Consider the following 21,746-nt stretch of genomic DNA (forward strand, 5'->3'; position numbering starts at 1 on the left):
CGAATGTGGGAGCGGGCTTGCTCGCGAAGAGGCCAGTCGCATCAATACACACCTAGGTTTCTTGTGCTCTATAGGCCCCCGGCGTCAACCCGGTCCACTTCTTGAACGCCCGATGAAACGCCGACGGTTCGGAAAACCCCAGCTGCTCGGCGATCTCCTGCAACGACAAATCCGCCCGCCCCAAATGATAGATCGCAATGTCCCGGCGCAACTCATCCTTGAGCGCCTGAAAGCTGGTGCCTTCCTCCCGCAAATGCCGACGCAGGGTCTGCGGGCTGATATGCAGGTGCTGGGCGACGGCTTCGAGGTCGGGCCAGGGCGTGCGGTCGCGGCTCAATAGGCGGCGCAACTGGCTGCTCAGGCTGTCGCCTTCATCCGGCCGCGACAGCAGGTCGGCCGGGGAGCGTTCGAGGAAATGCTTGAGGGTGCGCTCATCCTGCAACAACGGCAGGCTCAAGTAGCGGCTGGGAAACACCAGGCTGCTGGTGGGCGCCGCGAATACCTGCGGGCAGGGGAACAGCAAGTCGTACTCACCGGCGTGGGGCGGCGTCGGGTAGCTGAAGGTGGCCTGGTGCAGGCGGATGCGCTGGCCAATCAGCCAACTGCCGAGACGGTGCCAGATCACCAGCAGGCATTCGCTGAGGAAGTGATCCGGGTCCCAGAGCTGCGAATCGTCCAGGCTCAGGCGGGCCATTTCTCCTTCACGTGTCAGACGCCAACGCGGACCCTGCGGGAATAGGCTATAAAATAATAAGCCGCGTTCCAGAGCCTTCTCCAGGGTGCGGCAGTGAATCAGCGCGTGGCACATCATGGCGAAAGTGCCGCGCTTGCTCGGGCCTTCGGCGAAGCCCAGGTATTCGTCATCCAGCGCCAGCCACAGCATTTGCAACAACTGGGTGAATTGCTCGGGGGCGATGCGGGCGCGGGGCTCGCTCAGCAGTTCCGCAGTGATGCCGACCTGCTGCAGCAGGCCTGAATAATCGTAGCCGGCCCGGCGAGCACCGCCGAGGGCGGCCCGGGCGTAGTGACTGGCGATGGTTCGTTCACGCATGAGGGGCCTCGTCCATTGAGTGGCGGATGTTAGCCACCCCGGGCGGGTGCAACAAGGCGGATATCCGCCAAATTGTAGGACGAGATCAGGCGAGCAGGCGGAAATCCGCCACTGTCTGTAGGCATAACCTTAAGCTGGAAATCGCCCGAGCGCTGATGTCTAAAGGCCTTCAGGGGGTTTCAGCAGAAGTGGCACGACGCTTGCGATACAGAGCGCAGGGAGACCGCCTCGAGCAGGCTCTCAAACAACAAATCCCTCCAGTGCAGGAGGGTTCGCAATTCAAGTGTCGTGGGCAATGGCGGATATTTGCCACACGGGACGATTGAGGAACTTTGCAATGACGACTCGTCAGCCACTGTACAAATCCCTGTATTTCCAGGTGATCGTTGCAATCGTTATCGGTATTTTGCTCGGTCACTTCTACCCGCAGACCGGCGTGGCCCTCAAGCCACTGGGTGACGGCTTCATCAAGCTGATCAAAATGGTCATCGCCCCGATCATCTTCTGCACCGTTGTCAGCGGCATCGCTGGCATGCAAAGCATGAAATCGGTCGGCAAGACCGGCGGCTACGCGCTGCTGTACTTCGAAATCGTCTCCACCATCGCCCTGCTGATCGGCCTGGTCGTGGTCAACGTCGTGCAACCGGGCGCCGGCATGCATATCGACGTGGCTACCCTGGACGCCTCCAAAGTCGCGGCCTACGTGACTGCCGGTGCCGACCAGAGCATCGTTGGCTTCCTGCTGAACGTGATCCCGAACACTATCGTTGGCGCGTTCGCTACCGGTGACATCCTGCAAGTGCTGATGTTCTCGGTGATCTTCGGTTTCGCCCTGCACCGCCTGGGTGCCTACGGCAAGCCGGTGCTGGACTTCATCGATCGTTTCGCCCACGTGATGTTCAACATCATCAACATGATCATGAAGCTCGCGCCACTCGGTGCCCTGGGCGCCATGGCGTTCACCATCGGTGCCTACGGCGTAGGTTCGCTGGTGCAGCTCGGTCAGCTGATGATCTGCTTCTACATCACCTGCATCCTGTTCGTGGTGCTGGTACTGGGCGCCATCTGCCGCGCACATGGCTTCAGCGTCCTGAAACTGATCCGCTACATCCGTGAAGAACTGCTGATCGTACTGGGTACTTCCTCGTCCGAATCCGCACTGCCACGCATGCTGATCAAGATGGAACGCCTGGGCGCCAAGAAGTCGGTAGTCGGCCTGGTTATCCCGACTGGCTACTCCTTCAACCTGGACGGTACTTCGATCTACCTGACCATGGCTGCCGTGTTCATCGCCCAGGCGACTGACACCCACATGGACATCACCCACCAGATCACCCTGTTGCTGGTACTGCTGCTGTCGTCCAAGGGCGCTGCTGGCGTGACGGGTAGTGGTTTCATCGTACTGGCCGCTACCCTGTCGGCTGTTGGCCACCTGCCGGTTGCCGGCCTGGCGCTGATCCTGGGTATCGACCGCTTCATGTCCGAAGCCCGCGCACTGACCAACCTGGTTGGCAATGCTGTTGCAACCCTGGTTGTGGCCAAGTGGGTCAAGGAACTGGACGAAGACAAGCTGAAAGTCGAACTGGCTTCCGGTGGTCGCGGTATCTCCGACACCCGTGAAGAAGACGACCTGGGCGTGGCCGAAGGCCCGGCTCCAACCGCCGTCAAGTAAGGCTGCAGCGTTTGTGAAAAACCCATCTTCGGATGGGTTTTTTTATGCCTTCGGGAAGCATCAGTCACTTCGGATGATGGTTTATGTGATTGCCGCCGACCGCCGGGTTTGCCTACTCTGTGGCCAATCGAATCGGAATCGGAGTCCGCATGTCAGGTCCCTTGGCGTCCCTCAAAGTACTGGATTTCTCCACCTTGCTGCCGGGGCCGTTCGCCTCGTTGCTGCTGGCCGACATGGGCGCCGAGGTGTTGCGCATCGAATCCCCCACACGCATGGACCTGCTGCGAGTACTGCCGCCCCATGACCAGGGCGTGTCGGCCAGCCATGCCTATCTGAACCGCAACAAACGCAGCCTGGCCCTGGACCTCAAGCAGGCCGAGGCGGTGGCGATCGTGCGGCAACTGGTGGCGGACTACGACATCGTCCTCGAGCAGTTCCGCCCCGGGGTCATGGAGCGCCTGGGCCTGGGTTACGAGGCGTTGAAGGCGATCAACCCAAAGCTGATCTACGTCTCCATCACCGGCTACGGCCAGACCGGCCCCTACAAGGATCGCGCCGGCCATGACATCAATTATCTGGCCCTGGCAGGCATTGCCAGCTACACCGGGCGCCAGGACAGCGGGCCGTTGCCCTTGGGTGTGCAGTTGGCGGATGTGGGGGGCGGCTCGTTGCATGCGGTGATCGGTTTGCTGGCGGCGGTGATTGCCCGGCAGCACAGTGGGGTGGGGCAATACCTGGACGTGAGCATGACCGACTGCGCCTTCAGCCTGAATGCCATGGCCGGCGCCGGTTACCTGGCGTGCGGCGTGGAGCCGGCGTGGGAGAACCAGGTGCTCAATGGCGGCAGTTTCTATGACTATTACCGATCGCGGGAGGGACGCTGGTTGTCGGTGGGCAGTCTGGAGCCGGCGTTTATGCAGCAGTTGTGTACGGCCCTTGGCCGCCCTGAATTGGCGGCAATGGGCCTATCGCCCAAACCCGAGCAGCAGAAAGCCCTCAAGCTGGCGCTGCAGGTCGAGTTCGAGAAACGCAGCTTTGATGAGCTGTGTGAGCTGTTTGCCGGGATTGATGCGTGTGTCGAGCCGGTGCTGAATCTGAGCGAGGCCGTTGAACACCCGCAGTTGAAAGCCCGGGAGCTGGTCAGCCAGGTGCCGCGGGGCGATGGTTCCAGCCAGGCGCAAATGGCCTGCCCGCTGAAGTTTTCCGAGGGCTTGCCGGCGGCCAGGCACATAGGCGCGGCGGTGGGCGCTCACAGCGATGAGGTGTTGGCGGAGTTGGGCTTCAGTGCTCAGCAGATAGATGATTTGCGGCGTGCCAAGGTGATTCAGTAGCGCCTGGGCCGGCCCCTTCGCGAGCAAGCCCGCTCCCACATTCAACCGAGTTCCATCGTTGGAATGCGATCAAATGTGGGAGCGGGCTTGCTCGCGAAGAGGGCCATACAAGCACCACAAACCTCACTCGACGCGGGTTTCCCCGGTAAACACCAAAGTCTGCCGGCACCTGCGGCACAAATACCGCCGCCCCTGGCCCACCAACCCGTGGCGCTGGGGCGAAAACGGGAAGTCACTGTCGGCACACGGACAGCGGTAGATATACCGCGTGACGCGTCGCCGCTGGATTTCATAGGTGTGGCAGCGGTCCGGCGGCAGTTCGTAAACCCCACGCATGATCAACTGCCATTCCTCGCCATGGGGCTGGATGCGCTCGCCGAACAATTGGTGGGCAATCAGGTGGGCCACTTCATGGGCGACTGTCTGTTTAAGGAAGTGTTGGCTGTTTTCACGGTACAGCTGCGGGTTGAAGCGCAGCAGGTTCTCGTGCAAATGCGCGACACCGGCCTTCTGGCCCCGCAGCTTGAGGCTGACCTGGGGGCGTTTGAAGCTTCGTTTGAAAAAGGATTCGGCTTGCAGGAAACAATCTTCGACGCGGGTATTGAGTTGCTCGGGCATGCTGTACATATCTCCAGAGACGTCCAGTATGCCGCAAACAAGGGTGTATCCGAATCTGTCAGGCGCCGAATGGTCATGCATAACGCACAAAGCCACCTTGCGGTGGCTTTTCCTGCGGGTAAACCGCGTCAGTTGGTGTAGATCGGGCCTACGCCCAGCCCCCAGACGATCACGGTAAAGGCCATGATCGCCACCAGCACCACCAGGCCTACCGCCAGTACCGAGCTGGAAAACAGGAAGCCCTCGTCCGGGTGGATGTTCATGAAGGTCGGCAGCCCCACGTACAGCAGATACACCGTGTAGCAAATGGCCGCCGTGCCCACCACCATGCCCAGCCACATATGCGGGTACAGCGCCGCCAGCCCGCCGATAAACAGCGGTGTCGCGGTGTAGGTGGCAAACGCCACGCAGCGCGCCATGCTGGGGTTGGCGTCATAGGTGCGGGCCATCCAGTGAATGAACGCGCCCATCACCGCCACGCCGCCGAGCATCGCCGCGTAGGACATGAGGGTCATCCACAACGCGCTTTCCACCGTCAGCATCACCGGGGCGCGGCTGCCGATAACCCAACCCACCTGAGTGGTACCGATAAAGGCTGAGACAGCGGGGATGGCCGCGAGAATCAGCGTGTGGGTGAGGTACATGTGGCCGATGCTTTCTTCTTTATCGCCACGAATTTCCCGCCATTCCTGATCGGGGTGGGTGAAAAGTCCCACGACGTGATGGATCATGCCAGTCACTCCTGTCGTTATTACCATCGCCCCCCAGCGGAGCGCCCACGGGCCAATTGGCCTGAAAGGTCTGGATATATGTGCGACCTTATGTCGCAGTATAGGAAGTGATGACCGGAAAAAGTGTGGGGCTTTAGAGCAAATTGCGCTGTAAACATTGGGCTTAATCGCGGCGGGGTCTGTTGATTGGAATGCGGTCAACTGTGGGAGCGGGCTTGCTCGCGAATGCGGTGGGTCAGCTAAACACCTGGCGAATGACACTTCGCGTTCGCGAGCAAGCCCTCTCCCACATTGGAACTCGGTCGTCCATCCCGGTAAAATACCCGGCTTTTCGTCACACACCTTTCGCGGATCCAAGCGCCATGGGCACTCTTACGGTCAACCAGAACAAACTGCAAAAACGCCTGCGTCGCCTGGCCGGCGAGGCAGTCGCCGATTTCAATATGATCGAAGAGGGCGACAAGGTCATGGTCTGCCTGTCCGGCGGCAAGGACAGCTACACCATGCTCGACGTGCTGATGCACCTGCAAAAGGTCGCGCCGATCAAGTTCGACATCGTTGCCGTGAACATGGACCAGAAGCAGCCGGGTTTTCCCGAGCATGTGCTGCCGGCCTACCTCAAGGCATTGGGGGTCGAGTACCACATCGTCGAGAAAGACACCTATTCGGTGGTCAAGGAGCTGGTCCCGGAAGGCAAGACCACCTGCTCGCTGTGCTCGCGCCTGCGCCGTGGCACGCTCTATACGTTTGCCGACGAAATCGGCGCGACCAAGATGGCCCTGGGTCATCACCGCGATGACATCGTCGAAACCTTCTTCCTCAACATGTTCTTCAACGGCAGCCTCAAGGCCATGCCGCCCAAGCTGCGGGCCGATGACGGGCGCAACGTGGTGATCCGCCCACTGGCGTACTGCCATGAGAAGGACATCCAGGCCTACTCCGACCTCAAGCAATTCCCGATCATCCCGTGCAACCTCTGCGGCTCCCAGGAAAACCTGCAGCGCCAGGTGGTCAAGGACATGCTCCAGGATTGGGACCGCAAGACCCCGGGCCGCGTCGACAGCATCTTCCGCAGCTTGCAGAACGTGCAGCCGTCGCAGTTGGCTGACCGTAACCTGTTCGACTTCACCAGCCTGCGTATCGACGAAAGTGCGGCGTCGCGCTTCGTCAACGTAGTGAACCTCTGAGTGTTTTCACCGCTCTGACAGACGGCGCTCCTGGGCGCCGTTTTCATTTCAATCCTTAGGAGAGGGCATGCGCGATTACAAGTGGCTGCACGAATATTGTCTGAACCGGTTTGGTTCGGCGGCCGAGCTGGAAGCCCACCTGCCTGTGCCCCTGACCCCGGCGAAACTGCGCAAGATCAGCGATGACCGCTACCTGTCGACCCTGTCGCTGCGGGTGTTTCGTGCCGGCCTGAAGCACAGCGTGGTGGACGCCAAGTGGCCGGCCTTCGAGCAGGTGTTCTTTGGGTTTGACCCGGAAAAAGTCGTACTCATGGGCGCCGAGCACCTGGAGCGGCTGATGCAGGACACGCGCATCATCCGTCACCTGGGCAAGCTCAAGAGCGTGCCGCGCAATGCGCAGATGATTCTGGATATCGAGAAGGAAAAAGGCAGCTTCGGCGGGTTTATTGCCGACTGGCCGGTGACCGATATCGTCGGCCTGTGGAAGTACCTGAGCAAGCACGGCCACCAGTTGGGCGGGCTGTCGGCGCCACGCTTTTTACGGATGGTGGGCAAGGACACGTTCGTGCCGAGCTATGACGTGGTGGCGGCGCTGAATGCGCAGAAAATCGTCGACAAGGTGCCCACCAGCCTGCGGGACCTGGCCACGGTGCAGGGCGCATTCAACCAGTGGCATGCCGAGAGCGGGCGGCCGATGTGCCAGTTGTCGATGATGCTGGCTTACACCGTGAATCATTGATACCGGGTTGATGCCATCGCAGGCAAGCCAGCTCCCACACTTGGAATGCATTCCTCTGTGGGAGCTGGCTTGCCTGCGATAGCGGCAGGTCAGGCACTACAAAAGCATCAGGCAGGCAATCCTTCCCCCGCCAACCGCCGATTCAGCTGATGCCGGTACCGCACATACATCAACGCCGTGCAGAACACCGCCAGGCTCGCCAGCATCTCGAGCACACCAAACCACTGCCGGTTCGGGTCATAGGCCGCCAGCGCGCCCTTGATGAAATACAGGTTCACCACAAAGCACATCCATGAATGCCCGCGCGCGCTGCCCAGGATCATCCCCGGCGCCAGCAACAGCAGCGGCACCAACTCGATCAGCAGAATCACCCACGGCCGCGCGCCATGCAGATCGGCGAACGCCAGGTAGTAGGCACACAGCAGCCCCACCAATCCCAGGAACGCCAGCAGGCTCAACGCCCGCATCGCCTTGACCCGTGGCTCCAGCCAGGCCTGGGGCGGCAGTAGCTTAGGCTTCCTGGCCACGGCCGTTCTCCAGTAGCGCAGCGGTCTTCGCCAGGCGCAGGCCGAGGGCGCGGCACAGGGCGATCTCGTGTTGATCCAGCGCACGCTTGCCGTCGGCACCGGAATGGTGGCTGGCGCCATAAGGCGTACCGCCGCCCTTGGTGTCGAGCAGCGCCTGTTCACTGTAGGGCAGTCCGGTGATCAGCATGCCGTGGTGCAGCAGCGGCAGCAGCATCGACATCAGCGTGGTCTCCTGGCCGCCGTGCAGGCTGGCGGTGGAGGTGAACACACCCGCCGGCTTGCCGACCAGGGCGCCGGTCAGCCACAGGTTGCTGGTGCCGTCGAGAAAGTACTTGAGCGGCGCGGCCATGTTGCCGAAACGGGTCGGGCTGCCCAGCGCCAGGCCTGCGCAGTTCTTCAGGTCGTCGAGGCTGCAGTACAGCGGGCCGTCGACCGGAATGTCCGGCGCCACGGCCTCGCATTCACTGGAGATGGCCGGCACGGTGCGCAGCCGCGCCTCAAGCCCGGCTTGCTCGATGCCCCGGGCAATCTGCCGGGCCATTTCGCTGACTGAACCGTTGCGGCTGTAATACAACACCAGCACATACGGCGCACTCACGAAACCAGCTCCAGGATGTTCTCCGGTGGGCGGCCGATCACGGCCTTGTCGGCGGTGGCGAGGATCGGGCGCTCCATCAGTTTCGGATGAGCGGCGATGGCAGCGATCAACTGTGCTTCGCTGAGGCTGGTGTCACCCAGGTTGAGGGTTTTATATTCGTCCTCGCCGGTACGCAGCAGTTGCCGCGCGCTGATGTTCAGCTTGCCCAGCAAGGCCTGCAATTGCGCGGCGTCGAGCGGGGTTTCCAGGTAGCGCACCACCGTCGGTGTGAGGCCACGGGCTTCCAGCAGTTCGAGCGCACCGCGGGATTTCGAGCAGCGCGGGTTGTGATAAAGCGTCAGATCGGTCATGTGCGGGTCGCATCTTGCGTAAGGTGGCGGGTATTCTACCCGCGCTGCGCCGCGTCCTTAAACCATGAGAGGCGATAGGCCGCAGCCAACGTTCATTTTTACGAAGGATTACCCCATGACGAGGCGACTGTTAGGCGCATTGGCAATCATCGGCACACTGCTGCTCAGCGGCTGTGGCAATGATTATGGCGTTGACCAATATGGTCAGAAAGTGGCCGCCGAGCGCCTGGACAAGCAATGGCTGGTGGTTAACTACTGGGCCGAATGGTGTGGCCCGTGCCGTACCGAAATCCCGGAACTCAACGCCTTGGCCGAACAGCTCAAGGGCCAGTCGGTGGGGGTGTTCGGGGTGAATTTCGACAACGTCCAGGGTGACGAGCTCAAGAGCGCCAGCGAGAAGCTGGGCATCAAGTTCACCGTACTGGCGCAGAACCCGGACGGGATCTTCGACATTCCCCGCAGTGAAGCCTTGCCGGTGACCTACATCATCGATGACAAGGGCAAGGTGCGTGAGCAACTGATGGGTGAGCAGACGGCGGAAGGGGTGTTGGCCAAGCTCAAGGCGTTGCGCGGATAAAAAATGTGGGAGCGGGCTTGCTCGCGAATGCGGTGTGACAGTCACCGGATACATCGACTGATCCACCGCTTTCGCGAGCAAGCCCGCTCCCACATTTAGACCTGCTGCGCCTTACAGATCAGCCTTCTTCCAGCCACAACCGCAACGGCTTGCCATCCGCCGGCCAGAAGCGGGTTTGTTCGATCGGCGAAATGTCCCAGCGCTGCACGCCCTGCAGGGCCTGGAAGAAGCGGTGCTCCTGCTCCATCAGCGCTTCGGCGCAGAGTTTGCGGGTGCTGCCGACCTTGCCGAAGCTCAGCTTGTCGCCGTCCAGGGTGTAGGGCGCAAACCAATGGTTGCAGCCACCATTGCCATAGGCCCGGCCATCGGCGCCGAGGGTCACGGTCAGGTGGGCGTAATCCATCAGCGGCCGCTCACCGATCCATTCCACCACGTAGCTGTGATCCTGCTTGAGCTTGACCTCGTCGCTGGCGCAGCCCGCCAGGCCTGCACCCAGCACGGCCAGCATCAGCAGGGCTTTCATTGCGCGGCCTGCTGGCATTTCGGGCAGCGGTGCTTGTCACCCAGGGTGGCCCAGCCCAACTCGGTAACCCGTGCAGTGGCGGCCGGTTGCAGCGGTTCCTTGGTCAGCTTGGTTTCCACCGCGAATTCAAACTCCAGCACGTTGTCGCAGCTGTCGCAGTTGACCTTCCAGGTGTGAATCTCCAGTTCGCCGAATTTCGGCCCCTGGGCCATGGCGACCCACTGGCCCGCCGGGCGGATGGAGTAGCGCGCATCGCCTTCGACGGTCAGGCGCATCGACAGGGTTTTGCTGCCGCGCAGGGTGACGATCAGAACGTCGCCGTTCTTGATCGAGCCACCGTTGCCGGTGACTTGATAACGGCCCGGCACCAGGGCCCGGCATTCGATCAGGGTGTGTTGCGGGCTCAGCAAGCTGAAGCGGAAATCGTGTTCGGCCATGGATCCTCCAAATAGGCGCGGCATCCTATCATGCGCCGCTACCCATCATGGCGCGGCTATGTGACCGCTGATCATCCTTCGACGAGGTTTTGCGCCTGTCCGCCGGCCCACGCCGCGATGTTGGCCAGGGTGGTGCCGGCAATCGCCCCCAGCGCCTCGTGGGTCAGGAAGGCCTGATGCGCGGTGATGATCACATTGGGGAAGGTCAGCAGGCGCGCCAATACGTCGTCTTGCAGGGGCAGGTCCGAGCGGTCTTCGAAAAACAGCTGGGCCTCTTCTTCATACACATCCAGCCCCAGATAGCCGAGCTGGCCGTCCTTGAGTGCGTCGATCAGCGCCGGGGTGTCCACCAGGCCGCCGCGCCCGGTGTTGATGAGCATCGCGCCGGGCTGCATATGGGCGAGGCTTTGGGCGTTGATCAGGTGTTTGCTGTCCGCCGTCAGCGGGCAATGCAGGCTGATGACCTGTGACTCGCCCAGCAACTGCGGCAGGCTCACATACCGGGCGCCAAGGGCCTCGACCTGCGGATTGGGGTAGGGGTCGTAGGCCAGCAGCTGGCAGCCGAACCCGGCCATGATCTTGGCGAATGTGGCGCCGATCTGCCCGGTGCCGACCACACCGACGGTCTTGCCCACCAGGTCGAACCCGGTCAGGCCGTGCAGGCTGAAGTCACCGTCGCGGGTGCGGTTGTAGGCGCGGTGCAGGCGGCGATTGAGGGCCAGGATCAACGCGACCGCATGTTCGGCCACCGCATGGGGCGAGTAGGCCGGCACCCGTACGATGGTCAGGCCCAGGCGCTTGGCGGCGGACAGGTCGACATGGTTGTAACCGGCGGAACGCAGGGCGATCAGGCGGGTGCCGCCGCTGGCCAACTGCTCCAGCACCGGAGCGCTGAGGTCATCGTTGATAAAGGCGCAGACCACTTCGTGGTGTTCGGCCAGGGCCACGGTGTCGAGGTTCAGCCGGGCCGGCTGGAATTGCAACTGCATGCCTTCGGGCAGCGGTTGGGCGAGAAAGCTGTCGCGGTCGTAGGTCTGGCTGCTGAAGAGGATGATGCGCATCAAATATTCCTTCTTGATGATGGAAAGCTGATTTTGTGGCGAGGGGGCTTGCTGTGGTGAGTGAGCCTGCTGTGGTGAGGAGCTTGTTGTGGCGAGGGAGCTTGCTCCCGCTGGAGTGCGAAGCGCTCCCAGGATTTTGGGGCCGCTGCGCAGCCCAGCGGGAGCAAGCTCCCTCGCCACAGCAAGCTCCTCACCCCAGCAAGCTCCTTCGCCACATTGCCCCGAAAGTTTACGCGCTGACCCGCGCCTCGCTGGCCAGCCGGGCAATCGCCATGTCCAGTTCATCCAGGGCCGGCATGGCCTTGGCGTCGTCCTGCTTGAGCAGGGTCTCGGCCCGTTGGCAGGCCGCACGCAATTGCGGCACGCCGCAATACCGGGTGGCGCCGTGCAGGCGGTGCACCCGTTCGATCAGGGCGTTGCGGTCATTGGCGTCACGGGCGACGCGAATCGCTTCACGGTCCGCTTCCAGCGAGGCCAGCAGCATCGCGAGCATGTCTGCCGCCAGATCCGCCTTGCCGGCCGCCAGGCGCAAACCTTCTTCATGGTCCAGCACCGGCAATTGCGTGGCATGCCCAAAACTTTCGGTGCCACGGTCCGGGCCCTGGTTGCGCAGGGCCAGCCCGGTCCATTTCAACACCACCTGGGCCAGTTGCCGTTCGCTGATGGGTTTGGTCAGGTAATCATCCATGCCGCTTTGCAGCAGGGCGCGTTTTTCGTTGGCCATCGCATGGGCCGTCAGCGCGACGATGGGCAGCGGTGTGCCATGGCGTTCGCTTTCCCACGTGCGGATTGCCTCGGTGCTCTGGCGACCGTCCATCCCCGGCATCTGCACGTCCATCAGCACCAGGTCGAAGGCTTCCTGCTTCACTGCCTCGATGGCCGAGTAACCGCTTTCCACCGCCTGGACCTTGGCGCCCATGTCTTCCAGCAGGGTTTGCACCAGCAGCAGGTTGGCCGGGTTGTCGTCGACACACAGCACCCGCGGCGCGCGGCTGGACAGGGGCTCGCCGGGTTCGCTGCGCAGCGGGAGCGGGCTGATCAGGTCGGCCAGGGCGCGACGCAGTTTGCGGGTGCACGCGGGCTTGGCCTGCAACTGGCTGTTGGGGTTGGGCACCGAGGGGTTGAACAGCAGCTGTTCGGTGGTCGGGCACAACACCAGTACCTTGCAGCCCAGGTGTTCGAGGTCCCACAGGTGCTGGTTCAAACGCTCCGGCGGAATGTCGTTGGCGGTGATGCCCAGCACGGCCAGGTCAATCGCCTGTTCGGTCTGGTGGGCGCTGGTGATGCCGTTGGTCAGGCTTTCCAGGCTGTTGAACGGGGTGACTTCCAGGCCGCAGTCTTCCAGCTGATGTTGCAGGGCCTGGCGCGCCAGCTCGTGGTTTTCCAGCACCGCCACGCGCCGGCCCAGCAGCGGCGCGGAGGGCAGGTCTTCGATATCGTCACGGGTTTTCGGCAGGTTCAGGCTGATCCAGAATTCCGAGCCTTCTCCCGGCGTGCTGTCGACGCCGATCTCACCGCCCATCTGTTCGATCAGGCGCTTGGAAATCACCAGGCCAAGGCCGGTCCCGCCGGGTTGGCGTGACAGCGAATTGTCCGCCTGGCTGAACGCCTGGAACAGCGCCCGCACATCCTGGTTCGACAGGCCGATGCCGGTGTCCTGCACGCTGATGCGCAGTTGTACGCTGTCTTCCTGTTCGTCTTCAATCATGGCGCGGGCAACGATGGTGCCTTCGCGGGTGAACTTGATCGCGTTGCTCACCAGGTTCGTGAGGATCTGCTTGAGCCGCAGCGGGTCACCCACCAAGGCGAGCGGCGTGTCGCGGTAGACCAGGCTCACCAGCTCCAGCTGTTTGGCGTGGGCGGCCGGGGCGAGGATGGTCAGGGTGTCTTGCAGCAAGTCCCGCAGGTTGAACGGGATGCTGTCGAGCACCAGCTTGCCGGCCTCGATTTTCGAGAAGTCGAGGATTTCGTTGATGATGCCCAGCAGGTTGTCGGCGGATTTTTCGATGGTGCCCAGGTAATCCAGCTGGCGCGGTGACAGTTCGCTTTTCTGCAACAAATGGGTGAAACCAAGGATGCCGTTCAACGGCGTGCGGATTTCATGGCTCATGTTGGCCAGAAACTCCGACTTGATGCGGCTGGCTTCCAGGGCTTCCTTGCGGGCCAGGTCCAACTCGATGTTCTGGATCTCGATGGTTTCGAGGTTTTGCCGCACGTCTTCGGTGGCCTGGTCGATGCTGTGTTGCAATTCTTCCTGGGCGTTTTGCAGGGTCTCGGCCATGCGGTTGATGCCCGAGGCCAGGTGATCCAGCTCCTGGCTGCCCAGCGGTGGCAAGCGGGTTTCCAGATTGCCGTCCTTGAGCTGTGCGACGGCCTGTTTGATCAGGCCGATCGGTGAGTTGATCGTACGGCTGATGCGCAAGGCGAGGGCCGCCGTGCAGATCAGGCCGATGGCGATCAGCAGCAGGCTCGCGAACAGGCTGCGGTAGCCACGCAGCAACATGCCGTTGTGGGACAGTTCCAGCTCGACCCAGCCCAGCAGGCGGTCGGATTCATCCGGGATCAGTTCACCGGCGAGGTTGCGATGGCGGCCGAACACCGGCAGCAGATAACGGGTGGCGTCATTGCCGGTGCGCTGCAGCAGGTGCGAACTGTTGCCGATGGGCGGCTGGTTGAGCATGGTCGGCCCGGCGTGGGCCAGGGGCGTGCGGTCGGGCCCGAGGAACGATACGGCGCGCACATCGGTTTGTTCCAGGGACTGGGTGGCGATGCGTTCCAGCAGGTCGGTGTTCCTGGTGCCGAGGGCCGGGGCCACCAGCGGCGCCAGTTGCTCGGCGATCATCTCGCCGCGTTGCAGCAACTGCGACTGCAACTCCGAAAGCTGCATCCAGGTGAAGTACCCGCCCAGCAGCAACGCCATCAGGCTGGTAGGCAATAAGGTCAGCAACAGTACGCGGCCTTTTATCCCCATTCTTTTAAGCACGCCACTCTCCTGCTACCACACTGTTGTCGAATTCCACGCAGGCATCCGGCCCGCGCCACCTGCGCAGTGTAGCCATTTGCGCGGCGGGGAATCTTGCAAAATTAATGACCTGAGGCAAACCTTGGGCCGCCGGACGCCCGGCGGCGGTTGCTCATGGGGGGGCAATCTTGAATAATCAGTCATTGAGAATGACTTGCAGACGCTAATGAATCCCGCAGCACTTGGCTTACCCAGTATCCTGGCGATTGAAGACGATCCTGTGCTTGGCGCCTATGTCCATGAGCAATTGGGCCTGTGTGGCTTCCAGGTGACCTGGTGCCAGAATGGCCAGCAGGGCCTGCAAATGGCCCGCGATCAGCGCTTCGACGTGGTGTTGATGGACATCCTGCTGCCGGGCATGGACGGGTTGTCGGTGCTCACGCATTTGCGCCAGAGCCATTCGATGCCGGTGATCCTGATGTCGGCCCTGGGGGCCGAAGCCGATCGCATCAGCGGTTTTCGCCTGGGGGCCGACGATTACCTGCCCAAGCCGTTCAGCATGGCCGAGTTGCGGGTGCGCATCGAAGCGATCCTGCGCCGGGTCGCCCTGGACCGGCGGCCGTTGCCGGCCCTGGCGGCGGTGCGCGGCAATGCCCGCAGCCTGCGTTTCGATGACGAGCTGTGTGATGTGTTTCACCGGGAGCAGTGGGCCGGCCTGACCCGCAGCGAATATCGCCTGTTGGAAACCCTGCACCGCAACGCCGAAGAAGTCCTCAGCAAAGCCTTCCTCTACCAGCATGTGTTCCAGCGCGGCTATGCGCCCCATGACCGCAGCCTGGACATGCACATCAGCCAGATTCGTCGCAAGCTCAAGGCTGTCGGCTACAGCGAGCGGGAAGTGCGCACGGTGTGGGGCAAGGGCTATGTGTTGAGCGGTCACGATGACAGGCTTTAAGGCCTCCCTCACACGGCTGCCGGGCAAGCATTCGTTATTCTGGAAACTGGCCTGCCTGCTGATCGCGTTTTGCTTGCTGATGATCTGGCTCAGTTGGTCATGGGGCCGGTATATGGAAGAGCAGAATGCCTTTCTGTCCAGCGAGGCCCGCGCCACCCTGAGCGGTTATGCCGCTGGCGCGGAACTGGCCTGGAACAAGGGCGGCAACGCCGGTGTGGACGAATGGTTGCACACCCTGGGCCAGCGCGAGCGCACCTGGGTGGGGGTCATCGGCAACGACCTGCAATCCCTGAGCAGCTACCCACTGACGGACAAGGAGAGCCAGCGCCTGACCTTCCTGCGCGGCCTGGACTGGCCCGTCAGCCGGCATGCCAAGGGCCTGCCGTGGTTGAAAATTCCGTTCCCGCTCGACCCGGGTGCGGGCTCCCTGGTGATCGAGTTGCCGCGGCGTTTCATGCCCGGGCAAAACCAGCTGTTCTGGCGGATCGTCACCAATGGCGTGATTCCCGGCCTGTTCACCCTGCTGCTGTGCATCGGCCTCTACCGGCTGTTGATCATGCCTCTCAACCACCTGCGAGAGCAGGCCAACGCCTGGCGTGCCGATCAACTGGGCACCCGGCTTTCCCGCGACACCACCAGCCGCCAGGATGAACTGGGGGAATTGGGCCGCGCGTTTGACCAGATGTCTGAACGCCTGCAAGGCACCGTGGCCCTGCAACAGCAACTGCTGCGGGATTTGTCCCATGAGTTGCGCACACCGTTGAGCCGCCTGCGTGTGGCCAGTGACAGCGAGCAGGACCTGACCCAGCTGCGCGAGCGCCTGGGGAGGGAAATCGACGGCATGCAGCGCCTGGTGGACGACACCCTGCAACTGGCCTGGCTCGACACCGAACGCGCGCCGTTGCCCAAGGAAGACATCCAGGTGCAGGCGCTGTGGGACATGCTCCGGGAAAACGCCTGTTTTGAAAGTGGCTGGCCGGCTTCACGCTTGCAGTGCGAGCTGGGGGCCGACTGCTGGGTGCGCGGTCATCTGAACCTGCTGGCCCAGGCATTGGAGAACATCCTGCGCAATGCCATCCGGCACTCTGCGCAAGACGGAACGGTGCAATTGGGCGGGCAGCGTGAGGGGGATCACTGGCACTTGTGGCTGGAAGACCAGGGCGGCGGGATCGATGAGGTGGAGTTGGAGCGAATCTTTGCGCCATTCACCCGACTGGACGGCTCAAGGCCCGGCGACGGCGGCTTTGGCCTGGGCTTGAGCATTGCGCGCAACGCTGTGCAGCGTCAGGACGGCAGCCTGTGGGCGGAAAATACCGGCCAGGGTTTGCGTGTGCACATGCGCTTGCTGGCGCGCTAACGGTTACAACCTGCGCTGTTTGCGTTTTTTCCACTGTCGGGCCACCCACCAGCGCCAATAGCCCATGGTCAGGCAATAACCCAGCACCGCCATCACCAGCCCCAGTACTACCGAGCCCAGCAGGAACGGTTGCCACAGCGTCGACAACTGCCCGCTGATCCATTCCCAGGTCAGCTCGTCGGGCATGCTGCGGGGTGGCACATTCATCAGCCAGGCCCCGGTCATGTAGGTGCAGAAAAACACCGGCGGCATGGTAATCGGGTTGGTCAGCCAGACCAGGCTCACGGCAATCGGCATGTTGCCGCGCACGCTGATGGCGAGGACCGCTGCCAGCAGCATCTGCAAGGGAATGGGGATGAATGCCGCGAACAGGCCAACGGCCATGGCCCGCGCGACCGAGTGCCGATTGAGGTGCCAGAGATTCGGGTCATGCAGCAACTTGCCGAGAAAGCGTAAGGACTTGTGTTCCCGAATGCTGGTCGGATCGGGCATGTACCGTTTGAATAAGCGCCGTGGCATAAGGGGTCCAGGTCAGTTCGAGGGGCAAGTATGCCCGCATTCCACGAACGTGAAATTCAGACTTTGTGACAAATAATAATAGGCCACACCGCTAGCCCGGCTAAGACTCAATGGGTCGCTTTCAAGGAAAGATCCATGAGAACAGGGATGTTCGCACTCGCGCTGGGGCTGCTCGCCTTGCGTTTTTTACCCGCGTTGCCGTCCGGCGGCTGGCTGTTGCTGATGCCGGTGCTGGCCCTGATGCTGTTGCCTTTTCGTACCTATCCGCTGGGGTTTTTCCTGCTTGGCCTGGGCTGGGCATGCCTCAGCGCGCAGTGGGCGCTGGATGACCGGTTGGCCCCGCATCTGGATGGCCAGACCCGCTGGGTGGAAGGGCGTGTCAGCGGGTTACCGCAGCAGATGGGCGACGGTGTGCGCTTCGAACTGACCGACAGCCGGTCACGCAAGGACCTGCTTCCCAAGCGCATTCGCGTGTCCTGGCGCGGCGGCCCACCGGTTAAGAGCGGTGAGCGCTGGCGACTGGCGGTGACTCTCAAGCGTCCTTCCGGATTGCTCAATGCCGATGGCTTTGACTATGAAGCCTGGCTGCTGGCCCAGCGGATTGGCGCCACCGGCTCGGTCAAGGACGGCCAACTGCTGGCACCGCCACGACATGCCTGGCGCGACGGGATTCGCCAGCGGCTGCTGGCAGTGGATGCCCAGGGGCGAGAGGCGGGCCTGGCGGCGCTGGTGCTCGGCGATGGTTCCGGGTTGGCCGCCGAGGATTGGCGGGTCCTGCAAGCCACTGGCACCGTGCATTTACTGGTGATATCCGGGCAGCACATCGGCCTGCTGGCGGGGTTGATCTATGGCCTGGTCGCCGGTCTTGCGCGCTACGGGGGTTGGCCGAAACCTTTGCCGTGGCTGCCCTGGGCCTGCGGCCTGGCGTTTGCTGCAGCGCTGGGCTACGGCCTGCTGGCAGGTTTCGAGGTGCCGGTGCAACGGGCCTGTGTGATGGTGGGCCTGGTATTGCTGTGGCGTCTGCGGTTTCGTCACCTGGGAATCTGGTGGCCGCTGTTGCTGGCGCTGGACGCGGTGCTGATCCTCGAACCGTTGGCCAGCCTGCAGCCGGGGTTCTGGCTGTCTTTTGCGGCTGTTGCGGTGCTGATTTTGGCGTTCAGTGGCCGATTGGGCCCCTGGCCCTTGTGGCAAGCCTGGACCCGCGCCCAATGGTTGATTGCCATCGGCCTGTTTCCGCTGCTGCTGGTGCTCGGCCTGCCTATCAGCCTGAGCGGGCCGCTGGCCAACCTGGTTGCGGTGCCGTGGATCAGCCTGGTGGTGCTGCCCCTGGCCTTGCTGGGTACGGTGTTATTGCCGCTGCCTTATATAGGAGAGGGGTTGTTATGGCTGGCGGGCGGCACACTGGACGGGCTGTTCAAGGCACTGGCGCTGCTGGCGCAGTACTTGCCGGCCTGGATACCGGCGCAAGTGCCCATTGGCTATTGGCTGGTGAGCCTGCTGGGGGCGGTGCTGTTATTGCTGCCCAAGGGCGTCCCGTTTCGGCTGCTGGGCTGGCCGATGTTGCTGCTGGCGGTGTTTCCGCCGCGGGAGTCGATACCTCATGGGCTGGTCGAGGTGGTGCAACTGGATGTCGGCCAGGGGTTGGCGATCATCCTGCGTACCCGCAACCATGTACTGCTGTATGACGCCGGGCCGCGCTCCGGTGAGTTCGATCTTGGCGCGCGTGTCGTATTGCCTGCGTTGCGCAAGCTGGGTGTCGCAGAGCTGGACGTGATGCTGCTCAGTCATGCCGATGCCGATCATGCCGGCGGCGCGCTGGCCGTCGCCCAAGGGTTGCCGGTCAAGCGTGCGGTGGGCGGTGAGACGGCAAGGCTGCCGGCCTCGCTCGGTACCCAAGCGTGTGTCAGCGGCGAGCAGTGGGAGTGGGATGGCGTGAGGTTCGAGCTATGGCAATGGCCTGATGCGACGGACGGTAACCAGATGTCCTGCGTGTTACGGGTACAGGCCAATGGCGAGCACTTGTTGCTGACCGGGGATATTGACCATGACGCCGAGCGGGCATTGCTGGCCACTCCCATGGGCGCTCCTGTCGATTGGCTGCAAGCGCCGCACCACGGCAGCCGCAGCTCGTCGTCATGGGCCTTTCTACAGCGCCTGGCACCCAAGGCCGTGTTGATTTCCCGGGGGCGCAGCAATGGGTTTGGCCACCCGCATCCACAGGTGCTGGCGCGTTACCAGGCCATGGGCAGCGCGATTTATGACAGTGCCGAGCAAGGCGCACTCCGCCTGCAACTGGGCACGTTCCAGCCGCCGCTGGCCGCGCGCAGCCAGCGGCGTTTCTGGCGCGAGCTCCCGTCGCAAAACAGCGTTACCAAAGACCGGCCCCTGCGTCAGGATGCTCTGGGGCAGGCCAGCCCTTCCACCGGACCCTTATGGTAAAGTGGCGCACTTTTTCGAGGGGACATTCACTGTGTGGGAATTGGTCAAATCCGGCGGCTGGATGATGTTGCCGATCATTTTGAGTTCCATCGCCGCACTCGGCATCATCGCCGAACGCCTATGGACCCTGCGTGCCAGCCGTGTAACGCCTGACCACCTGCTGGGCCAGGTCTGGGGCTGGATCAAGAACAAGCAGCTCGACAAGACAAAGCTCAAGGAACTGCGCGCCAACTCGCCCCTGGGTGAAATCCTCGCCGCCGGCCTCGCCAACTCCAAGCACGGTCGCGAGATCATGAAGGAGTGCATCGAAGAGGCCGCCGCCCGGGTCATCCATGAGCTGGAGCGCTACATCAATGCCCTGGGCACCATCGCCGCCATGGCACCGTTGCTCGGCCTGCTCGGTACGGTGCTGGGCATGATCGATATTTTCAGCTCATTCATGGGGTCGGGCATGACCACCAACGCCGCAGTGCTGGCCGGTGGTATTTCCAAGGCCTTGATCACCACGGCGGCGGGCCTGATGGTCGGTATTCCTTCGGTGTTCTTCCACCGTTTCCTGCAACGGCGCATCGACGAACTGGTGGTGGGCATGGAGCAGGAAGCCATCAAGCTGGTGGAAGTGGTACAGGGCGACCGTGACGTGGACCTGGTTGAGGGCAACGCGTGAAATTTCGTCGCAAGCAACGGGAAAACGTCGATATCAACCTGGCGTCGTTGATCGACGTGGTGTTTATCCTGCTGCTGTTTTTTGTCGTCACCACCACCTTTACCCGGGAAACCCAGCTGCGCGTCGACCTGCCGGAAGCCGTCAGCGGTTCGCCGGCGGAAGACCAGCAGGCCAAGCAACTGGACATCGCCATCAGCGCCGATGGCGTGTTCTCGGTGAATAACCAGTTGCTGGAGAAAAACGACCTGGCCAGCCTGATGGAAGCACTGCAGAAGGAGTCCGGTGGCGACACTAACTTGCCACTGTCCATCAGCGCCGATGGCAACACCAAGCACCAGGCCGTGATCACGGCGATGGACGCTGCCGGCAAGCTCGGCTTCAGCCATTTGCGCATGACCACCGTCGAGGCGGCGAGCCAACCCTGATGGCCATGACTGATCGTTTGCTCAAGGCCTGGTACGAAGGCCATCCTGCACTTGCGTTATTGCAGCCGCTGGAATCCCTCTATCGTCGGGTGGTGCAGCGCAAGCGCGCACGGTTCCTGGCGGGCGAGGGCGAGATCTATCAGTCGCCGGTGCCGGTCGTGGTGGTAGGCAATATCACGGTGGGTGGCACCGGCAAGACGCCCATGATTCTCTGGCTGATCGACCATTGCCAGCGCAGTGGTTTGCGCGTCGGTGTGGTCAGCCGCGGTTATGGCGCCAAGCCGCCACAGTTTCCATGGCGCGTAGAGGCCGATCAAACCGCTGCGGTGGCGGGGGACGAACCCTTGCTGATCGTGCAGCGCAGCGGCGTGCCGCTGATGATCGACCCCGACCGCAGCCGCGCCGTGAAGGCGCTGTTGGCCAGCGAAACCCTCGACCTGATCCTCTCCGACGACGGCCTGCAACATTACCGCCTGGCCCGTGATCTGGAACTGGTGCTGATTGACGCCGCCCGCGGGCTGGGTAACCGTCGCTGCCTGCCGGCGGGGCCGTTGCGTGAGCCGGTCGAGCGTTTGCAGAGCGTCGATGCGCTGCTTTACAACGGCGCAGGTTCTGACCGTGACGACGGCTTTGCCTTCCGTCTGTTGCCTGCCGCGCTGGTCAACCTGCATACCGGCGAGCGTAAACCCGTCGAACACTTCCCGGTGGGGCAGCAGGTACATGCGGTGGCCGGCATCGGCAACCCGCAACGTTTCTTCAATACCCTTGAAACGCTACACTGGCGCCCAATACCCCATGCTTTTGCCGACCACGCGCCGTACAGCGCCGAGGTCTTGAATTTCACACCGGCACTGCCGTTGGTCATGACTGAAAAGGACGCGGTGAAGTGCCGCGCCTTTGCCAGGCCCGACTGGTGGTACCTTGCGGTGGACGCGGCACCGTCACCGGCGTTTATCGCCTGGTTCGACACGCAGTTGATGCGCTTGCTGCCCGCTCGCCTTTTGCCTTAAAACGCTGCTC

Annotated in this window: 22 protein-coding genes; 11 read left to right on the forward strand and 11 right to left on the reverse strand. The window is 62.5% G+C overall.

The genetic code is table 11. The features are described from left to right. Nucleotides 1-52: 52 nt before the first annotated feature. On the reverse strand, nucleotides 53-1,051 hold the full coding sequence (locus HX818_RS04420; protein ID WP_003214223.1) for an AraC family transcriptional regulator: 999 nt from the start codon (nucleotides 1,049-1,051) through the stop codon (nucleotides 53-55). Between the two features lie 337 nt (nucleotides 1,052-1,388). On the opposite strand from HX818_RS04420, the gene HX818_RS04425 reads away from it, so the two are divergent. Together HX818_RS04425 and HX818_RS04430 are read left to right on the forward strand one after the other, a co-directional pair. Beyond that, nucleotides 1,389-2,723, forward strand: a complete 1,335-nt coding sequence (locus HX818_RS04425; RefSeq protein ID WP_008435307.1) for a dicarboxylate/amino acid:cation symporter — start codon at nucleotides 1,389-1,391, stop codon at nucleotides 2,721-2,723. Between the two features lie 149 nt (nucleotides 2,724-2,872). Then, nucleotides 2,873-4,054 carry a CaiB/BaiF CoA-transferase family protein gene (locus HX818_RS04430; RefSeq protein WP_177019555.1) on the forward strand — a complete coding sequence of 394 codons (1,182 nt, stop codon included), beginning with the start codon at nucleotides 2,873-2,875 and terminating at the stop codon, nucleotides 4,052-4,054. Nucleotides 4,055-4,177: 123 nt separating this feature from the next. Here the strand turns inward: HX818_RS04430 and HX818_RS04435 are convergent, their stop codons facing one another. Next, the gene (locus HX818_RS04435) at nucleotides 4,178-4,672 is read right to left on the reverse strand and encodes a SprT family zinc-dependent metalloprotease (RefSeq protein WP_004371405.1); all 495 of its coding nucleotides are present in this window, start codon (nucleotides 4,670-4,672) and stop codon (nucleotides 4,178-4,180) included. Nucleotides 4,673-4,800: 128 nt separating this feature from the next. Beyond that, nucleotides 4,801-5,403, reverse strand: a complete 603-nt coding sequence (locus HX818_RS04440) for a Yip1 family protein (RefSeq protein ID WP_004371402.1) — start codon at nucleotides 5,401-5,403, stop codon at nucleotides 4,801-4,803. A gap of 362 nt (nucleotides 5,404-5,765) precedes the next feature. Here HX818_RS04440 and ttcA point away from each other — a divergent pair, with 362 nt between their 5' ends. Beyond that, nucleotides 5,766-6,590 (forward strand): tRNA 2-thiocytidine(32) synthetase TtcA, encoded by an 825-nt coding sequence (ttcA, locus tag HX818_RS04445; RefSeq protein ID WP_102604979.1) that lies wholly within the window; start codon nucleotides 5,766-5,768, stop codon nucleotides 6,588-6,590. 67 nt (nucleotides 6,591-6,657) lie between these two features. Continuing rightward, nucleotides 6,658-7,329: a DNA-3-methyladenine glycosylase I gene (locus HX818_RS04450; RefSeq protein WP_004371396.1), complete on the forward strand. Its 672-nt coding sequence runs from the start codon at nucleotides 6,658-6,660 to the stop codon at nucleotides 7,327-7,329. Between the two features lie 107 nt (nucleotides 7,330-7,436). Here the strand turns inward: HX818_RS04450 and HX818_RS04455 are convergent, their stop codons facing one another. The 3 genes from HX818_RS04455 to arsC are packed head-to-tail and all read right to left on the reverse strand — an operon-like array spanning nucleotide 7,437 to nucleotide 8,804. Further along, nucleotides 7,437-7,856 (reverse strand): DUF2069 domain-containing protein, encoded by a 420-nt coding sequence (locus HX818_RS04455; RefSeq protein WP_177019556.1) that lies wholly within the window; start codon nucleotides 7,854-7,856, stop codon nucleotides 7,437-7,439. After that, nucleotides 7,840-8,454, reverse strand: coding sequence for an NAD(P)H:quinone oxidoreductase (gene wrbA, locus HX818_RS04460; protein ID WP_004371390.1), 615 nt, complete (start codon nucleotides 8,452-8,454; stop codon nucleotides 7,840-7,842). The genes HX818_RS04455 and wrbA overlap by 17 nt, the downstream gene beginning before the upstream one ends. Then, complete coding sequence (gene arsC, locus HX818_RS04465) at nucleotides 8,451-8,804, reverse strand: arsenate reductase (glutaredoxin) (protein WP_008435325.1); 354 nt, start codon at nucleotides 8,802-8,804, stop codon at nucleotides 8,451-8,453. The genes wrbA and arsC overlap by 4 nt, the downstream gene beginning before the upstream one ends. Nucleotides 8,805-8,919: 115 nt before the next feature. On the opposite strand from arsC, the gene HX818_RS04470 reads away from it, so the two are divergent. Further along, nucleotides 8,920-9,381: a TlpA disulfide reductase family protein gene (locus tag HX818_RS04470; RefSeq protein ID WP_177019557.1), complete on the forward strand. Its 462-nt coding sequence runs from the start codon at nucleotides 8,920-8,922 to the stop codon at nucleotides 9,379-9,381. A 118-nt stretch (nucleotides 9,382-9,499) separates the two neighbouring features. Here the strand turns inward: HX818_RS04470 and HX818_RS04475 are convergent, their stop codons facing one another. The 4 genes from HX818_RS04475 to HX818_RS04490 all read right to left on the reverse strand — a co-directional run bounded on the left by HX818_RS04475 (nucleotide 9,500) and on the right by HX818_RS04490 (nucleotide 14,385). Continuing rightward, nucleotides 9,500-9,904, reverse strand: coding sequence for an META domain-containing protein (locus HX818_RS04475; protein ID WP_004371380.1), 405 nt, complete (start codon nucleotides 9,902-9,904; stop codon nucleotides 9,500-9,502). Next, nucleotides 9,901-10,341 (reverse strand): hypothetical protein, encoded by a 441-nt coding sequence (locus HX818_RS04480; RefSeq protein WP_004371378.1) that lies wholly within the window; start codon nucleotides 10,339-10,341, stop codon nucleotides 9,901-9,903. The genes HX818_RS04475 and HX818_RS04480 overlap by 4 nt, the downstream gene beginning before the upstream one ends. A gap of 71 nt (nucleotides 10,342-10,412) precedes the next feature. Then, complete coding sequence (locus HX818_RS04485; protein ID WP_177019558.1) at nucleotides 10,413-11,402, reverse strand: 2-hydroxyacid dehydrogenase; 990 nt, start codon at nucleotides 11,400-11,402, stop codon at nucleotides 10,413-10,415. Nucleotides 11,403-11,631: 229 nt separating this feature from the next. After that, on the reverse strand, nucleotides 11,632-14,385 hold the full coding sequence (locus HX818_RS04490; RefSeq protein WP_177019559.1) for a response regulator: 2,754 nt from the start codon (nucleotides 14,383-14,385) through the stop codon (nucleotides 11,632-11,634). Between the two features lie 205 nt (nucleotides 14,386-14,590). On the opposite strand from HX818_RS04490, the gene HX818_RS04495 reads away from it, so the two are divergent. Together HX818_RS04495 and HX818_RS04500 are read left to right on the forward strand one after the other, a co-directional pair. Then, nucleotides 14,591-15,319 (forward strand): response regulator transcription factor, encoded by a 729-nt coding sequence (locus HX818_RS04495; RefSeq protein WP_177019560.1) that lies wholly within the window; start codon nucleotides 14,591-14,593, stop codon nucleotides 15,317-15,319. Beyond that, nucleotides 15,306-16,676 (forward strand): sensor histidine kinase, encoded by a 1,371-nt coding sequence (locus HX818_RS04500; protein ID WP_177019561.1) that lies wholly within the window; start codon nucleotides 15,306-15,308, stop codon nucleotides 16,674-16,676. The genes HX818_RS04495 and HX818_RS04500 overlap by 14 nt, the downstream gene beginning before the upstream one ends. A gap of 3 nt (nucleotides 16,677-16,679) precedes the next feature. Here the strand turns inward: HX818_RS04500 and HX818_RS04505 are convergent, their stop codons facing one another. Beyond that, a complete protein-coding gene (locus tag HX818_RS04505) occupies nucleotides 16,680-17,195 on the reverse strand; it encodes a DUF2062 domain-containing protein (protein WP_004371367.1) in 516 nt (171 codons plus the stop codon). A 147-nt stretch (nucleotides 17,196-17,342) separates the two neighbouring features. Between HX818_RS04505 and HX818_RS04510 the strand changes: the two genes are divergently transcribed. Genes HX818_RS04510 through lpxK form a run of 4 tightly spaced genes read left to right on the forward strand, consistent with a single transcriptional unit; the run spans nucleotide 17,343 to nucleotide 21,736 of the window. Beyond that, nucleotides 17,343-19,634 carry a DNA internalization-related competence protein ComEC/Rec2 gene (locus HX818_RS04510; protein WP_177019617.1) on the forward strand — a complete coding sequence of 764 codons (2,292 nt, stop codon included), beginning with the start codon at nucleotides 17,343-17,345 and terminating at the stop codon, nucleotides 19,632-19,634. A gap of 31 nt (nucleotides 19,635-19,665) precedes the next feature. After that, entirely contained in the window at nucleotides 19,666-20,301 is a 636-nt protein-coding gene (locus tag HX818_RS04515) for a MotA/TolQ/ExbB proton channel family protein (protein WP_004371363.1), read from the forward strand. Beyond that, on the forward strand, nucleotides 20,298-20,726 hold the full coding sequence (locus HX818_RS04520; protein ID WP_004371361.1) for a biopolymer transporter ExbD: 429 nt from the start codon (nucleotides 20,298-20,300) through the stop codon (nucleotides 20,724-20,726). The genes HX818_RS04515 and HX818_RS04520 overlap by 4 nt, the downstream gene beginning before the upstream one ends. Then, entirely contained in the window at nucleotides 20,726-21,736 is a 1,011-nt protein-coding gene (gene lpxK / locus HX818_RS04525) for a tetraacyldisaccharide 4'-kinase (protein ID WP_177008421.1), read from the forward strand. Before HX818_RS04520 ends, lpxK begins: the two co-directional genes overlap by 1 nt. The last annotated feature ends 10 nt before the right edge of the window (nucleotides 21,737-21,746 follow it).

The sequence above is a fragment of the Pseudomonas sp. F9001 genome (assembly GCF_013385435.1).
Taxonomy (GTDB): Bacteria; Pseudomonadota; Gammaproteobacteria; order Pseudomonadales; family Pseudomonadaceae; genus Aquipseudomonas.